The organism is Flavivirga algicola (assembly GCF_012910715.1).
Classification (GTDB): domain Bacteria; phylum Bacteroidota; class Bacteroidia; order Flavobacteriales; family Flavobacteriaceae; genus Flavivirga; species Flavivirga algicola.
The window spans coordinates 60,407-76,536 of the sequence record NZ_JABBHF010000003.1; the positions used below are offsets into that span (position 1 = coordinate 60,407).

Consider the following 16,130-nt stretch of genomic DNA (forward strand, 5'->3'; position numbering starts at 1 on the left):
GTAAATATGTAGACTTTATGCTGTATGTCATTCAAAATGGCGGGTCAAGGAAGTATTTTAAAAACTATTCTTTCTAGAATACATTTACGTTGTGTCGTCGTCGTATTAGGTTGCCTAAACCTCTCGTTAATGAGTTTTACGTATTTATTCGTTTCTTCTAATTCAGGGAAATGACCACAATTACCAAACTCGATTATTTCGCAATTAGGAATGTGTTCTAAAATAGATTCATTATTTGTTTTTTTATGCGTATAATCCATATTTCCCCATATTAGAGTAGATGGAACTTCTAATAACTTGAGGGAAGTATTTAAATCTTTCTTTAGCCCTTGTACTAAACCCGATAAACAAAAACAGCCTCCAGTATTCAATGAATTCAAAGCTATATTTTGATATTCGGATACATCTGTGCCTTTTGGCAGCGCATATCTATACCACATTTTCGCAAACTTTTTTTCTGAAAATGAATTCGAAACTTGCCCTATTAAAGGGTATTTTAGAATATTGGGAATTGATTTTTTTACCCATTCATCCATTGCATGCAACGAAGGTGTCTGGGATAAGAATAATTTATTAACTCTATCTGGATAAAGTTCAGCAGTTTTAATAGCATAAAATCCGTTTGAACAAGAAAAGGCTAGTGTCGCTCTAGGTACCTTTAGAATGTCCATTAGGTTAATAATTAATTTCGATGCTTTAGTTAACGAATAATCATATTTGAAGTTAGGGTAGGAAAAACCAATTCCAGGTAATTCAAAGCAGATAATTCTAAAGTTTTTGGATAGTTCTTTAATGAGCTTAAGGTGATGTTCAATAACATTGGGCCCGTCTGGAGTATTTATAATTACAGGCTTATTTCCACCAGTATCTAAAACTCGAATGTTACCATAGTCGGTTTTAGTTAATCGGGCTCCAGAGTTCCAATTAGAAGGAATTTTTTTTAAATCAAATCTTATGTTGTCTATGAAATTTCCAACCATACTTTTATGTACTACCTCGTGTTTGTATAAGATTATATACTTGTTTTAACACTAAATTTAGCAAATCTGAATAGAATAGAAAATCTAGGCGAAGATTTTTCCCAGTTGTTATTTCAAATTCAATCAAAAGGAATTAAATCAGGTTCCAAAAAAACAGTTTTTGCTTTTTCTGATTTAAATATATCATTACTGTAATGATTCGCAATTAATTGTTTAAAGTTGTCTTTTAATTTAGAATTTTCATTGATAAAATCTTTAAAATTATCTGTTTTAGATTGTTGCATAAAGTGATTTAGTATTTTCATTGCAACGATAGTTACTGTTTTATTATATTTATCATGGGCCCCAACGTGAATTACAAAATTTTGTAATTGTTTTTGAATGTTTTCCTCTCCTTTTTTTAATCCAAGATTTTTAATGTTTATCCACCCTAATCGTAAGTGTGCTTCGTGACTGAATAATTCAGGGTTTAGACTACAATTTGTAAACTGTTCGTTGAATTCGACGTCTGTAAGTTGAAAATGCTGTTCCATAGTATTTGTAAATTTATAGGTACAAAGTAATAGACTACATTGTTATTTCTTATCGACATTTGTTGATAAATTCTTTTCTTGCTCTACTTAATTGTGTAGGTGTTATTCCCAGATAATTGGCAATATAGTAATGAGGTATTCGGTTTATTAAACTTGGATATTCTTTTAAAAAAAGCTCATACTTTTCTAGTGAATTTAAATTCAGCAAAGAAACCAATCTTGCTTGTAACTGATTATTGAGTTTTTGAAATTGTTTCGTAATGACTTCTGTAATTTCTCTATCCTTGTTTACATTCTTCATTATTTGCGAATAATCTGCAACTAAAATTTTACAGTCTTCCAACGCAACAACGGTCATTGCCACATTGGTTTTTGGAATATAACTACCAATAATCATATCACTTTCTTGGTAAAAATGTGTCGTAATTTCGTTTCCGTCATTATCATAAACAAAACCCCTCATGATACCTTTTTTCAACATTCCAATTTCAACACATGGTTTACCATGCTTAAGAAATATGTCACCATTTTTTAAGTACTTAATCGTATGAAGTGATTCGCTTATTGTTTCTTTTTGCTTTTTCATAGTCTAATTACTGGTAACATCTAATATAACTATGCGTTCGGATTTTAAGTTGTTATTTTTATTTAGCAATTCCAACTTTGTCTATTATCCTTATTTATTGGTGGGGGTAAAGGTCATGTATAACTGATATACATATATTATAAGTACAATATAGAAAATTTAATCGTTCTAGTTTTCTGGAAAAAGGAAGCTTTTACAATTTAAAACGGCATTGAAAACATTCTAGAATAGAAGTGCTTCCAATGCCGTTTTAAAAAAACGAGATCTTAACTTTTTAATTAAGCCTGTACTTTTTCGGTACAACATGTTTTTTTACAATCTGCTGCACATGTTTTTTTCTCTGCATCTGTTTTACCAACGCAGCATGTCTTAGTACAGTCTGCTTTACATGTTTTTTTGGTTGAAAAACCTTCAACAGTCTTCATATCGCTTACTTTGTAAATATCGGCAACATTAGTAACGGTTTCTTCAAGAGAAATAGGTGTAACTTTAGCTTCGTTATATTCAACCATGGCTAATTTTCTATCAAAATCTACAGTGGCAGATTTTACACCTTCCATTTTTGCTATTTTCTTTTCTATGGTTTTTGCACATCCTATAGCGCAGGTCATACCTTCAATGGTAAACTCTGCTTTGGCATAAGTCGCATTTGGATCTAACTCTTTAGCAGACTCGGTAGCCACCTCTATAGTTTTAACTTCTGGCTTCGTTTCATTCTTGCAACTAACAGTAACTAATGCCACTATGGCAAAGGCTATAATATTTTTTAATGCGTTCATTATTTATAAGTATTAATTTGTTTACAAAACTACTAAATAAAGCTGTTTATTGTGTTCGAAAAAGTAGAATTTTGCAATTAGTAAACCTAATTTTCTATGAGTGGTATTAAATTAAAATGGCTATATCTTTTTGTACTCTCCCTAATTTGGGGGAGCTCGTTTATTTTAATTAAAAAATCGTTGCTTGGCTTAACGCCTTATGAATTGGGCGCACTACGGATAATTATTACGGGACTTTTTCTTTTTGCTATGGGTTTTAAAACCATAAAGACCATTAGAAAGCCCGATTGGAAATGGCTCATTATTTCTGGGCTTTTTGGGTCTTTCATCCCTGCTTTTTTCTTTGCTATAGCCGAGACGGAAATTGATAGTGCCGTGGTTTCCATTTTAAACTCATTGGTCCCATTAAATACGATTTTGTTAGGTTTTGCTGTTTTTAAAATAGCCTCGACTAAACGCCAGATCTTAGGTGTTATTGTTGGGTTTGTAGGTACGGCTATATTGATATTGAAAGGTGCGCATTTAAATCCGAATCAAAATTACCTCTATGCCGTTTTTGTTATCTTATCGACACTTATGTACGCGGCAAATGTTAATATTATTAAAAAATATTTACATCATGTAAAGCCGCTAACCATAGCTACTGGCAATTTTGTGGCACTCGTTGTTCCTGCTTTTATTATTTTATTGTTTACAGATTTCTTTTCGGTAGCCACGTTTGAAAACCCTGAGTTCAAAATGGCGATGGTTTATGTTACTGTCCTGTCGTTTTTTGGCACCGCCATGGCAAAAATATTATTTAATAAGTTGGTGCACATGTCGACACCTGTATTTGCTTCTTCCGTGACCTTTGTTATGCCCATTGTCGCTTTAATGTGGGGCTTGTTAGATGGTGAGACTTTTAGTATGCTTCAAGGTATTGCAAGCATAATTATTTTGTTAGGCGTGTATTTATCGCATAAAAAGCCCCCAAAGTATAGCTAATTGGCTTTAAAACAGTCTATTTTGACAAAAAAACAGTGCTAAAATTATTATAATACATAAATTTTCACGAAATTTAAGTACATGTAAACTAGCAAGAAGATGAAAAATATATCACTTTCCGTTCGGTTTGGACTCCTCACAAGTGTTATGTTGATTGGATATTTTTTGATTTTAGGACTGTTCCATAAACATATAAATCCCGCATTTAGTTTTTTCAATGCCGTTATTACCGCTTTTGGTATTTGTGAAGCCATACGTTTAAAAAAACTTGAGAAACCAGAAGCTTTTACCTATGGTGAAGGGTTTAAAACAGGAGTTGTAACAGGTTTTACGGCAACTTTAGTGTTTACGGCCTTTTTTTTGTTTTATGCTACAGAGGTTAATCCTGCCTTTTTACCAGAATTGCTTCAAACATTTAAAGGTGATTTTAATGTAGATATTGGTTTAGTGACTTTCGTAGTTGCTGTAATGGGGTTAGCAACAACTGTAGTAGCCGCGCTGGCTGTTATGCAGTTTTTTAAAAAAACCAGAAATATCCCTCAAAACCACCTTTAGTAGCTTACCGTTTAATGCCTCAAAACATATGAAGCAGCTGCAGGCAATTCTTTAATAAATTCATTAATTTTTCTTGTTCTAACTTTGAGATCGTTTTTTAATTTTTCCATAGCAATTTTTGTTTATAGAACGACAAGCACCAAAAAATCCCTCCAAAGTTTTTTAATTTTTTTTGAAGTTGATAAATTTACTTGCTAGAAAGTATTTTTCTAATTGAAAAAGCGGCGATAAATTATCTTCAAAATCAATAAAAACGTTTGCAGTTTAATTAATTAGCAGTATATTTGCACTCATTTTTTGAACAAATTAATTAATAAAAACGTTACGCTATGTACGCAATTGTAGAGATAGCAGGGCATCAATTTAAAGTTGAAAAAGACCAAAAAGTTTTTGTTAACCGTTTACAAACAGAAGAAGGTAAGAAAGTTTCTTTCGATAATGTACTTCTAGTAGCAGATGGTGACAAAGTAACTGTAGGCGCCCCAGCTATAGACGGCGCTCAAGTAGGAGCAAAAGTCTTAAAGCACCTTAAAGGTGATAAAGTTATAGTTTTTAAGAAGAAAAGACGTAAAGGATACCGTGTTAAAAATGGACATCGTCAATCTTTAACAGAAATTGTAATAGAGAGCATTGCTGCTTCGGGAGCTAAAAAAGCTGCTCCAGCAAAAGCCGCTAAAAAAGAAGCCCCAAAAGCAGAAGCTGCAAAACCAGCTGCTAAAAATGCAGAAGCTGCTGCTCCAAAAGCAAAACCAGCTGCTAAGAAAGCTGAAACTGCTAAAGCGAAGCCAGCTGCTAAAAAGGCAGAAGCTACTCAAGATTTAAGTAAGCTTACTGTTGCCGAATTAAAAGAAATGGCAAAAGCTAAAGGTGTTGAAGGTATTTCTTCAATGAAAAAAGCCGATTTAATCGCTGCTTTAAGTTAATTTAAAAACTAAAATCGAAATAAAATGGCACATAAAAAAGGAGTCGGAAGTTCGAAAAACGGTAGAGAATCAGAATCGAAACGCTTAGGTGTTAAGATATATGGAGGTCAAGCTGCAATAGCTGGAAATATTATCGTTAGACAAAGAGGGAACACACACCACCCAGGTGAGAATGTTTACTCTTCAAAAGATCATACATTGCACGCCAGAGTAGATGGTGTTGTAAAATTCACAAAGAAAAAAGATAACAAATCTTATGTTTCTATCGAGCCTTTTGAGGCTTAAGAAATAACTTCTTTTAAAAGTACTAAACCCCTTTCTGGAAACAGGAAGGGGTTTTATTTATGGAAAACTAAAACAATTATTTACTAAGGGCTTAACTAGGACTTCATAATATCTTTAACTATTTTTAAATGATGCTTGGTGTGCATTTCTAAAAAACGAAGCGTTTTGGCTTTTGGTAAGGTGCCAAATATAAAATGTTTAAAATGGGCATTTTTGTCAAGAGACTCTATACTGTTTACCTGAATCCTAGCTTCATTAAGTTGATCCTGTAATTGGGCTATGGAAACCATATCTGGAGATCTCACAATTTTTGGGGCTTTAACTCGCCCTCTTGGGATATAGCATAATGTCAATAAAACGCGTCTCATAACATTAAAGTCTTTTTTATAATCATTAGGGTTAGACCGCTTTAAAGATTCACAAACTCTGTTTATTACTTTTAACGTATGGTCTAATTGCCAACCTACATTAGCTTTAGATATGGTTGGGTTGCTTTTGTCTTTTAAAGGGATCTTTTGCTCTATTTGAGATAAAAGATCGTTCAGAACAGTTGTTTTTTTATCCTGCATTGTTAAATATAATTATAAAAAATAAGAATAAATTCTTAACTTGTAGTGTTGCATCTGCAATCTGTAAATTGTCTTATTTAAAATTATATGCTATGCTACCTTTTAGATCCGAAATTAGAAACTCACCAAGTCAGCAAACGATTAAAATTTTTTTAGCAGATGAATCTTTAGATGCTAAAATTAAAAAACACTTAGAGCATTTTAGCGAAATAGAGTTGATAGAAATTAGGGAAAGTATTGGGCAAAATAGAGCAGACGAAAATATTACCATTTTTTTAAAAGATGATGTAGATATTAATAAAATGAAAGTTTCTATTGATTCTAGTTTATGGTGGTATTTTGAGGAAGATATGGTAGATGAGTGATTGCTAATTTCGTTAGATAATTAATTCTCTCTCACATACAAGATCTTTTCTGTTTTTTCGTTCAAATAAGATGAAAAAGATTATTTTTTTTCTTTTTATATGCTCAGGTTTTAGCTTTTCTCAGAACAACTTAAAGACTATTCATGTTTATGTAGCCTTGTGTGATAATATAAATCAAGGAATCGTTCCTGTTTCCAAAGCCTTGGGTAATGGTCAAGATCCTAAAAATAATTTGTATTGGGGGGCTATGTATGGTGTTAAAAGTTATTTTAAACGGAGTAAGGATTGGACACTCGTTTCAACAAAAATCAAACCTGATAGTTTTATTTTAGAACGGTTGCTTTTTAAACATAAGACATCTAATGTTTATTTACTTGCAGACGCTTATAATGGTAAGTATATAAAAAATGCCACGATAGGTTTTTTGGAAGCCACAGCTGGTAGAAGCGATGTGATTATCTTGAATGGAGCACAAGAATTAAAATTTGGTGGGTGTTCTAATCTGTTAGCATACATAGGGCATGACGGATTGATGGAGTTTGATGTAAAAGGAGATTTTACGCCGCTTAATGAAAACAGGCGGGATGTTATTATTCTAGCTTGTATAAGTAAAGATTATTTTAAACCATATTTACAGCAAACTAAAGCAAACCCTTTAGTTTGGTCTACAGGATTAATGTCCCCAGAGGCATATTCGCTAAAATGGGCTATAGATGGGTGGATTTTAAAAGAAAGTGATGCTCAAATCAGAGAACGTGCATCCCAGGCTTACCACCATTATCAAAAATGTGGTATTAAGGGAGCCAGAAATTTATTGGTTACGGGATATTGAGCCATCCTGTATCTAAATATACCATAACATCATTGATGCAGGTTTTTAAGTTGTTTTTTATTTCGTGAGCCCAAAACCGAAATATGGTATAACCCATATCTCTTAATTGTGCATTAACCTCTCTATCGCGTTGCATATTCCTTTCAATCTTAGGAATCCAAAAATCACGATTTGTTTTTAGTTTGCCCTTCCGCTCGTCCCAATTATAACCATGCCAATACTCTCCATCAATAAAAATGGCCAGTTTGTATTTTTTTATACTTATATCTGGTTGCCCTGGGAGTTGCTTGCTATTCACTCTATATCTAACACCTTCTTTCCAAAGCGCTTTCCGAAAACGCATTTCTGGCTTGGTGTTTTTACCACGAATTTTACTCATCATTTTAGAACGTTTCTTCGTAGTATAGAATCCGGACTCCTCACTAAACTTAGGAACTTTTATTTTTTTATAGTTGTAGGACATAATGACTTCCTAAAATATAAATAAACACAGTCAATTAAAAACAAATTTTAGCTATGGTTAAAATTTAAAGGCACGAGCCAATAAATATTAAAAAACCATCAATTAAGTGTTAATACTTAGTTTTTTAAAAAAAAATATAAATTTAAGTCACTTTTATGTATTTGAAGATTTTAGTACCCTCAAATTAACTTCTTGATAAATAGGCTACATTAAAATATATCAAAATTAGCAATATCTTATAATTTTCATACAAAAATACGGGAAGAGCCTGTGTTATATGTCATGGTTAAAGCGTTGTTTTTGTTTTAAGTAAGAAAAATAAGTAATTTCACTTAGGTTTAACCCAAATACTTAACTCTAAATCTTTAAAACATGAAAGCTAAAATCAAAACCACCCTAGTTACTGTTATGTTATTAATAACTTATGCCGTAACGGCGCAAACCCAAAACTTCGGTTCTATTAATTATAATAAGGCCATTAATATTTCTGGAAAACAGAGAATGTTGTCCCAAAAAATGTCAAAGGCATATTTACTAATGTCCAAAGGTGTTAACAATGAAAAAATAAAAAAAGAGCTTAATTCGAGTAAATTTATTTTTGAAAGACAATTGGATATTTTGAACCAAAACGCCAAAAATTCGTCTACGAAATTGTTTTTAAAAAAAGTTTATCGTCTTTGGAGTGAGTTTAGAGGTATCATAGATGAAACAGCCAGCATCAAAAACTCCCAGCAAATCATGGCATTGAATACAGAGCTTTTAAATGCTTGTCACCAAGTAGTGCAGAGCATAGAGATGAGTTCTAATTACAATAACCAATTCTTCAAAAATAATGATCAAGAACTCATTAAAACAATCAATATCTCTGGAAAGCAGAGAATGTTATCCCAAAGACTATGCTTATACTTTACCGCAATAAAAATATTTCCTAAAAACAAAATGGAGTATCAAGTTGTACTTGACAAAGTTTTTGATGAGTTTTCCGATGTGATAAGTTACTTATTAATAAGTACCTACAATACAACGGAAATAGAAGAGGAAATAGGTGTTGTTATGGCAACTTGGGAGCAATATCAAGCCAATAAAAGAAAATTTTTAGAAGCCGATTTTGAGCTAACGGATGTTTATAGTGTAACAAACGATCTAACAAAAAGTTTTAATAAAATAACAGGTTTATATGAATTGGTAGCAGAAAGTCAAAAGTAATATACCATTTATCAAAAACATAGTTACATAAAATAAAAATGGAGCTGACTCGAAAGTTTATAGATCATTCATTATGAGTCGGTTCCATAAATCAATCTTAAACTAAAAATTCGAAAAATTGAAGACAATAATTGCTTCATATAATAATATAGGTATCGTTGAAGTTATTATTGCATGGCTAATAACAAGTATGTATTAATTTATACATGTTTTATCTTATCGGTTCTAACGTTGAATTGTAGGCACGTAAAAAATGAAGCGTTTTTTGTAGAGGATATTATTGAAAAGCAACCTGAAGCTGTATTTGAAGTAAGACATGCTTTTCTAGATAGTACAAAACTAGGCATTAACTTTAAACCACAGGGAAATTACTCTGATATTAAAAGTGGTATTGTTAATGATAGAGCGTATTTTAAAAGTTTATATGAATCCAACTCTTTAAAAGCAATAGATAGTGCTTCAAACTATTTATATTCTAAGTTAATAAATAATATTGTTCCCTTTTGGTATGGCACGCCGTGGGATTTTAACGGATATACCAATGTTCCTAATCAAGGAGAAATTGCCTGTGGTTATTTTGTTTCAACAACATTAAAACATCTTGGTTTTAATTTGAATAGATATAAAATGGCTCAAAAATCGGGATTGACAGAAGCCAAAATATTGCAATCTAAAACAGAACTTAAAATATTTTCTAATTTGTCTTTTGATACATTGAAATTGAAATTAAACACCATTTATAACGATGGAATTTATTTTGTTGGGTTAGATAACCATGTAGGTTATGTATTAATTAAAGATAAAGAACTTTATTTTTTACATGCTAGCTATTATGATAATAAAGTCCTTATCGAGTTAGCAGAGACATCACCTTGCTTTGTATCTAATCTCTATGTGTTTGCAGAAATAACAACCAATGAAAAACTGGTGAAACATTGGATTTTCAATACTGTGTTGACAGTGCCTCCTAATAATTAACGGTATAGTATATAAGTGTTTTTTAGCGTTCTTTCTTCGTTTCGATATTTCAGCTCAACTCATAAATATTAAATCTAATGTGAAGGAATAATAGCATAAAAAAACCAGACAAGAAATAAATTCTTGCCTGGAATTCAAAAACCAAACTATTAATCAATCACTCTAAAATTGGAAGCGATACCCTACATCAGGGAAGAGCCCTATTTGATCTACCCTGTCTATGTTATTTGTTAAACGGTTATAACGACGCTCAAAAATGTTTTTTCTATTGGTTAGATTCTGAATATCTACATAGAATTTATGGGATCGCTTTTTCTTTTTGCTATTTATTTTAAAACCTACTTTAAAATCCAGGCGCATATAATTATCGTATTGTTTAGAGAAGGCTTGATCTTCTAACAGCACTTCAAAACCTTCTTGACGAGAAGCCTCTAAATCTGCTGGTGTGTAATAACGTCCTCCCGAAAATGTAAATCGTGTATCGAAAAACAACACATTTTTTTGAGCTTTACCAACGGTAATTTCCTTACCTGCTAGTAAATTTGTTACATAGCCATTATTAAAAGGTGAATTTCTTTCTATACCATCGCTTCCTTTGTACTTACTTTCAAAGAAAGAAGATGTTAACAAACCATAATATCCGTTACTAAAAAATTTCTCAACGGTTAGTTCTATACCTTGATTATAACCTGTACCATTATTTTTAAGAGAAACAACGCTATTGTTAAAACCAAAATCAGCACCTTCGGTTAATGACGAATAACTTGATGGAAATGCTTCTACTGCCGCTTTAGTAATGTTTTGGTAGTAAACCTCTGCTTTTGCTCTCCAGCTTTTTGCCAGTTTTACATCATAACCTAAAACATAGTGTTCACTTTTGATAAAGTCTAAATTTCTATTGGTTTGTACCAATTCGCCATTAACATCTTCATTTAGAAATAGGATTGGTAATGGGATATTTTGATGATGGATGCCATAACCTAAACTCAAGCTGTGTTTGGGAGCTACTTTATAGTTTATTGCAGCTCTTGGTTCTATGACAAATTGACTGTTTAATGAACTATATTGAGAATGTAGTCCAGCATTTAAGGTCAGTTTCTCGGTCAGTCTAAAACGCCCTTGAATATAAGGTTGAAATAAATTTAAACTTTCATCTGTATTTCTAAATGTGTATAAATCTGGATCGCCATCATTGTTTAAATCGGGTTGCTCATCTCGATCTCTTAGAAAAGATTTTAATTTAAGATTTTCAAAGAGCACTCCAGTTCTTAATGTGATTTTATTATTTATTTTAGAATTGAATAAGGATGAAACTGTAATGCGGTTTTGTTTGTTGTCCGATTCTGTATATTTAATAGTACGTTCGTCTGGTGTATCTATATCTATAATTCGATCTTCTGTAAAGTTGTTGCCAGACCCAGATATGGATGCTACTGTTTTTATATAACTCTTTTTGCCAATCGTAATGCGATGGTTAAGACCAAAAACATGAAAATTAGATTTAACAAAAGAATTCTCGTCTTTTGCTGCAAATAAATCATCTTTTTCGGCTTTATCACCATAAAGGTTAATATCCGAATTTCCAACAATTCCAAATAGTGATAAGTTACCATATGTTCCAGTCCCTAAATCAATATTGTAGGAGATATCGCTATAATTAGGTGTGGCTGATGTACCGCCACCACCCACAAGGCCAATTAAGGAATACCTGCCAGCAACTAAAAAGGAACCCTGATTGCCACCTAATGGACCTTCTGCCATGCCTTCTACCCCTGTGAAAGCTCCTACTTGTGCTGTAAATTCATAATCGTCCGGATTTCCTTTTCTTAAGCCTAAATCAAAAACACCGCCTAGGGCATTACCATATTCTGCGGGGAAAGCAGAGGTTATAAAATCGGAGTTTTTAAGCATGTTAGGATTTAATGCAGAAACAGGGCTGCCTGTTGTGCCCAACGTGGAGAAGTGATTGGGACTGGGTATAGGAATACCTTCTAATCGCCATAATAATCCTGTTGGTGAATTACCGCGAACTACAATATCGTTTCTACTATCATCTGGTGCAGAAACACCAGCAAAATTTGATGCCAACCTACCGACATCACCCCTACCTCCAGAAAAGCGGTTGACTTCTTCCATACTAAACTGACGCGCAGAAATAGCAGCAAGTTTATTTACCGTTCTATCTTTACTGGTTTCGGATGTTAAAATTACAGTATCTAATTTACCAAAGGCCTCTGTTAAGCTTGCGTTTACAGTAACGTCCTTACCAGTAGTTACATCTAAATTAGGTAGTGTGATAGGTTCGTAACCTACATACTTAATACGAATGCTTTGTCTACCTAAAGGCACATTTTCTAGTGTAAAATATCCGTTTTCATCGGTAATTGTTCCTATAGCTGTATCTTGGTTTAATAATTCTACAGTAGCCCCAGGAAGTGGAATTTCCGATTGCTTGTCAATTATTAATCCTTTAATAGTTCCCGTTTGTGCATGCAATGTAAATGTGACACATAGAATGAATAACTTTAATATAATTTTCATTTTGCTCTTTAATTGATTTAGGCCAAAATTGATAGTAAAAACATAAAAAAAAAAGCCGCTTTTTTTGAAGTGTTTAATTATAGCCTGAACTGTTTAAATTGTTCTTTAAATTATCATATGGCTAATATTTAAGCCGCTTTTCGATTTAAATGAAAAGAACAACAGTTTAAGTGCTTATTTGACAATTGGAATAAGAAAGTCGTTTTTTTAACTTGACACTCAGTATATTTGGACATGGTGATTGTTAGAAAAAAGTTTGGATGATAAAAAAAACTACTCGGTTAAAAAAAATAGGCTTTAGAATTCTGGTTATCAATATTGTTTTTTTATTGATAAAACTAACCGTAAACGATAAAGAGAATGGGCTTAATGAAGATCCAATCAACGAACCTGTTTTTTATTATGTATCGGCTATTATATTTTTTCTGCTCACTTGGGAAATAAACGATTGGTTAATTAAAAAGAATAGTCAGAGTACATTGAAACCAAATATCAATTTTACCAATAGCATAGGGATTTTAGTTAAAACATTGGCAATCGTATTACCGATTACAGCACTAACATACTATTTGGCTATTTTTAAGTTTAACAATCTTTGTAGAATAGATGCAGATGACCCCTGGTTACAATTTCGCATAGATTTTTTAAGAGCCACGCTATTACTTTTTTGTGTGGTTGTTTTTAATCTATTTTATTACGCTACGATGAAAGCTAAGGAAATAGAAAGTTCGATGCATCAATTGAAACAAGAGGTCATGACATCGAAGTATAACTCGTTAAAAAATCAAATAAGCCCACATTTTTTATTCAATAGCTTGAATATATTAACCTCTTTGATGTACGAAGATCGCGATTTGGCCTCAGACTTTGTGACAAGGTTAGCGTCATGTTATAGATATATTTTAGATAATAAAGAAAAAGATTTGGTGACATTAGAAAAAGAAATGAATTTTTTAGATTCGTTTATTTTTATGATGAATGTAAGACATAAAGAATCACTATATATTAGAACTAATGTTTCGGTCAATTCTAAAGACTTTTTAGTACCAACATTGTCTTTGCAAATGTTAGTAGAGAATGCTTTAAAGCATAATTATTTTTCAAAAGAAAAACCTTTAGAGGTTAATATATTCTCTTATAATAAAAGATTAGTTGTACAAAATACTTTGCGAAAAAGGAAAGAGGAACCATCAACTAAATTGGGTATTCGTAATATAAAAAAACGCTATGCTTTTTATACAAATGAACCAGTTGTTATTGAAGAAGAAAATGATATTTATAAGATTGAAATTCCTTTATTGCAAAAAAACATAAAACAATTTAACACCTCCCTAGATTCTTAATATGAAAGCTTTAATTATTGAAGATGAGAATATAGCATCAAAGCGATTGGCTAATCTTGTAAAAGAATTAGCGCCAGATGTTGAGATTTTAGAGCGAATAAGTTCCGTGGAGGAGGGAGTTGCTTGGTTTAAAAATAATACGTTACCAGACTTAATATTTTTGGATATACAATTAAACGATGGCTATGGTTTTGATATTATTGATGTATTGCAAGAACACCCACCTATTATTTTTACCACAGCTTATAATGAATATGCCATAAGAGGGTTTAAGTATAATGGTTTAGACTATTTATTAAAACCAATAGATAAAAAGGATTTAGAAAATGCCCTAAATAAGTTTAGAAAGACGAAACTGGTACCAGAAAAAGAAAATGAGCAGAAATATGAGCAGTTAAAAAATCTTTTTTCTAAAGAATACAAGCGACGCTTTATGGTGAAAATAGGAAATCAGTTTAACAGTTTTAATGTGGAAGATATCGCTTATTTTAAGTCTCATGAAGGATTGATTTACTTGCGAAATATTAATGGGAAGAAATACCCCATAGAATATTCTTTAGATCAGTTGGAAGATATTTTAGACCCTATTCAATTTTTTAGAATTAACCGAAAATATATGGTGTCTGTAAATGCCGTAAATGAAATTCATAGCTATTTTAATAGTAGGCTATTATTGAAATTAGAGCCTGGCGAAGAAGAACAGATTATAGTATCCAGAGAACGCACCACTAATTTTAAAAAGTGGCTGGATTGTTAATCAAAAAAGAAAAGTCCTCACATTAATGTGAGGACTTTTCTTTTTTAAAAGCGAGTGTTTTTGTTACACAAACTAGTATCTATAATGCTCGGGTTTATAAGGCCCTTCTACCTTTACACCAATGTAGCTTGCTTGTTCTTCACGAAGTTCTGTCAGCTCGACACCTATTTTGGCTAAGTGTAGTTTGGCTACTTTTTCGTCTAAAGCTTTTGGCAGCATGTATACTTTGTTTTCGTAAGCATCAGCATTGTTCCAAAGTTCTATTTGTGCTAGCGTTTGGTTAGTAAATGAGTTACTCATTACAAAACTAGGGTGTCCCGTAGCACAACCTAAGTTTACTAAACGGCCTTCGGCAAGAATGATAATATCCTTTCCGTTTACCGTATATTTGTCTACTTGAGGTTTAATCGTATTTTTAGTATGTCCATGATTTTCGTTTAACCAAGCCATGTCAATTTCATTATCGAAATGCCCGATGTTACAAACGATAGCTTTGTCTTTTAAAGCTTCAAAATGGTGCCCCTGAACGATATCTTTATTTCCAGTGGTAGTTATTACGATATCAGTATTGCCAATAACTGTTTCCAGTTTTTTAACTTCAAAACCATCCATGGCCGCTTGCAATGCACAAATAGGGTCTATTTCAGTGATAGTTACTATACTTCCAGCACCTTTAAAAGAGGCAGCAGTACCCTTACCAACATCGCCATAACCACAAACAGTTACACGTTTTCCTGCTAGCATAATATCTGTTGCACGACGAATCGCATCTACAGCGCTTTCTTTACACCCGTATTTATTATCGAATTTTGATTTTGTTACCGAGTCGTTAACATTAATGGCAGGCATTGGTAGTGTGCCATTTTTTACACGCTCATAAAGTCTATGAACACCTGTTGTTGTTTCCTCAGATAAACCATTAATTCCTGCTGCCAATTCTGGATACTTATCTAAAACCATATTGGTTAAGTCTCCACCGTCATCAAGAATCATGTTCAGCGGTTTTCTGTCTTCTCCAAAGAAAAGCGTTTGCTCTATACACCAGTCAAATTCCTCTTCTGTCATGTCTTTCCATGCATAAACAGCCGTTCCAGCAGCAGCAATGGCAGCAGCGGCTTGATCTTGTGTCGAGAATATGTTACAAGAGCTCCATGTAACTTCTGCCCCTAAAGCTTGTAAAGTTTCAATTAAAACAGCCGTTTGAATAGTCATATGCAAACATCCAGCAATTCTAGCGCCTTTAAGAGGTTGTGAATCTTTGTATTCTTCACGTAAACTCATAAGCCCAGGCATTTCTGCTTCAGCTAATTCTATTTCTTTTCGCCCCCAAGCAGCAAGTGAAATATCTTTTACTTTATTAGCTACGTAAGGAATTGTTTTTGTACTCATATCAATATTTTCTTTTTGTTTTTAAACCTAAACAAGATTGTGATTCCCGCTTAAATAGTTAA

18 protein-coding genes are annotated in these 16,130 nt (G+C 32.6%); 10 read left to right on the forward strand and 8 right to left on the reverse strand.

Annotated elements, in window-relative coordinates; all coding sequences use genetic code 11:
- Window positions 1-44: 44 nt before the first annotated feature.
- From HHX25_RS05570 to HHX25_RS05585, 4 genes are all read right to left on the reverse strand, one after another.
- On the reverse strand, window positions 45-980 hold the full coding sequence (locus HHX25_RS05570; RefSeq protein WP_169671053.1) for an alpha/beta fold hydrolase: 936 nt from the start codon (window positions 978-980) through the stop codon (window positions 45-47).
- A 119-nt stretch (window positions 981-1,099) separates the two neighbouring features.
- Window positions 1,100-1,513, reverse strand: a complete 414-nt coding sequence (locus tag HHX25_RS05575; protein WP_169671055.1) for a hypothetical protein — start codon at window positions 1,511-1,513, stop codon at window positions 1,100-1,102.
- A gap of 49 nt (window positions 1,514-1,562) precedes the next feature.
- Window positions 1,563-2,099, reverse strand: a complete 537-nt coding sequence (locus tag HHX25_RS05580) for a Crp/Fnr family transcriptional regulator (RefSeq protein ID WP_169671057.1) — start codon at window positions 2,097-2,099, stop codon at window positions 1,563-1,565.
- A 278-nt stretch (window positions 2,100-2,377) separates the two neighbouring features.
- Complete coding sequence (locus HHX25_RS05585) at window positions 2,378-2,878, reverse strand: cation transporter (protein WP_169671058.1); 501 nt, start codon at window positions 2,876-2,878, stop codon at window positions 2,378-2,380.
- A gap of 96 nt (window positions 2,879-2,974) precedes the next feature.
- Here HHX25_RS05585 and HHX25_RS05590 point away from each other — a divergent pair, with 96 nt between their 5' ends.
- From HHX25_RS05590 to rpmA, 4 genes are all read left to right on the forward strand, one after another.
- The gene (locus HHX25_RS05590) at window positions 2,975-3,862 is read left to right on the forward strand and encodes a DMT family transporter (RefSeq protein ID WP_169671060.1); all 888 of its coding nucleotides are present in this window, start codon (window positions 2,975-2,977) and stop codon (window positions 3,860-3,862) included.
- A 99-nt stretch (window positions 3,863-3,961) separates the two neighbouring features.
- On the forward strand, window positions 3,962-4,417 hold the full coding sequence (locus tag HHX25_RS05595) for a DUF4199 domain-containing protein (protein WP_169671062.1): 456 nt from the start codon (window positions 3,962-3,964) through the stop codon (window positions 4,415-4,417).
- Between the two features lie 329 nt (window positions 4,418-4,746).
- The gene (gene rplU / locus HHX25_RS05600; RefSeq protein WP_169671064.1) at window positions 4,747-5,340 is read left to right on the forward strand and encodes a 50S ribosomal protein L21; all 594 of its coding nucleotides are present in this window, start codon (window positions 4,747-4,749) and stop codon (window positions 5,338-5,340) included.
- A 24-nt stretch (window positions 5,341-5,364) separates the two neighbouring features.
- Complete coding sequence (rpmA, locus tag HHX25_RS05605) at window positions 5,365-5,625, forward strand: 50S ribosomal protein L27 (protein ID WP_169671066.1); 261 nt, start codon at window positions 5,365-5,367, stop codon at window positions 5,623-5,625.
- A 95-nt stretch (window positions 5,626-5,720) separates the two neighbouring features.
- On the opposite strand, the gene HHX25_RS05610 is transcribed toward rpmA, so the two are convergent.
- The gene (locus HHX25_RS05610) at window positions 5,721-6,194 is read right to left on the reverse strand and encodes a DinB family protein (protein ID WP_169671068.1); all 474 of its coding nucleotides are present in this window, start codon (window positions 6,192-6,194) and stop codon (window positions 5,721-5,723) included.
- 92 nt (window positions 6,195-6,286) lie between these two features.
- Here HHX25_RS05610 and HHX25_RS05615 point away from each other — a divergent pair, with 92 nt between their 5' ends.
- Entirely contained in the window at window positions 6,287-6,559 is a 273-nt protein-coding gene (locus tag HHX25_RS05615; RefSeq protein ID WP_169671070.1) for a hypothetical protein, read from the forward strand.
- A 70-nt stretch (window positions 6,560-6,629) separates the two neighbouring features.
- On the forward strand, window positions 6,630-7,391 hold the full coding sequence (locus tag HHX25_RS05620; protein WP_169671072.1) for a hypothetical protein: 762 nt from the start codon (window positions 6,630-6,632) through the stop codon (window positions 7,389-7,391).
- Here the strand turns inward: HHX25_RS05620 and HHX25_RS05625 are convergent.
- The gene (locus tag HHX25_RS05625; protein WP_169671074.1) at window positions 7,378-7,854 is read right to left on the reverse strand and encodes a very short patch repair endonuclease; all 477 of its coding nucleotides are present in this window, start codon (window positions 7,852-7,854) and stop codon (window positions 7,378-7,380) included. The two genes, HHX25_RS05620 and HHX25_RS05625, sit on opposite strands and share 14 nt — an antisense overlap.
- Window positions 7,855-8,226: 372 nt before the next feature.
- Here HHX25_RS05625 and HHX25_RS05630 point away from each other — a divergent pair, with 372 nt between their 5' ends.
- Together HHX25_RS05630 and HHX25_RS05635 are read left to right on the forward strand one after the other, a co-directional pair.
- Entirely contained in the window at window positions 8,227-9,060 is an 834-nt protein-coding gene (locus tag HHX25_RS05630) for a type IV pili methyl-accepting chemotaxis transducer N-terminal domain-containing protein (protein ID WP_169671076.1), read from the forward strand.
- A gap of 174 nt (window positions 9,061-9,234) precedes the next feature.
- Entirely contained in the window at window positions 9,235-10,038 is an 804-nt protein-coding gene (locus tag HHX25_RS05635; protein ID WP_169671078.1) for a hypothetical protein, read from the forward strand.
- Window positions 10,039-10,200: 162 nt separating this feature from the next.
- Here HHX25_RS05635 and HHX25_RS05640 read toward each other — a convergent pair whose 3' ends face one another.
- Window positions 10,201-12,579, reverse strand: coding sequence for a TonB-dependent receptor (locus tag HHX25_RS05640; protein WP_169671080.1), 2,379 nt, complete (start codon window positions 12,577-12,579; stop codon window positions 10,201-10,203).
- Window positions 12,580-12,839: 260 nt separating this feature from the next.
- On the opposite strand from HHX25_RS05640, the gene HHX25_RS05645 reads away from it, so the two are divergent.
- The gene (locus HHX25_RS05645) at window positions 12,840-13,922 is read left to right on the forward strand and encodes a sensor histidine kinase (RefSeq protein WP_169671081.1); all 1,083 of its coding nucleotides are present in this window, start codon (window positions 12,840-12,842) and stop codon (window positions 13,920-13,922) included.
- A 1-nt stretch (window position 13,923) separates the two neighbouring features.
- A complete protein-coding gene (locus HHX25_RS05650) occupies window positions 13,924-14,679 on the forward strand; it encodes a LytR/AlgR family response regulator transcription factor (RefSeq protein WP_169671083.1) in 756 nt (251 codons plus the stop codon).
- A gap of 72 nt (window positions 14,680-14,751) precedes the next feature.
- Here the strand turns inward: HHX25_RS05650 and ahcY are convergent, their stop codons facing one another.
- Window positions 14,752-16,068 (reverse strand): adenosylhomocysteinase, encoded by a 1,317-nt coding sequence (gene ahcY / locus HHX25_RS05655; RefSeq protein WP_169671085.1) that lies wholly within the window; start codon window positions 16,066-16,068, stop codon window positions 14,752-14,754.
- Between the last annotated feature and the right edge of the window lie 62 nt (window positions 16,069-16,130).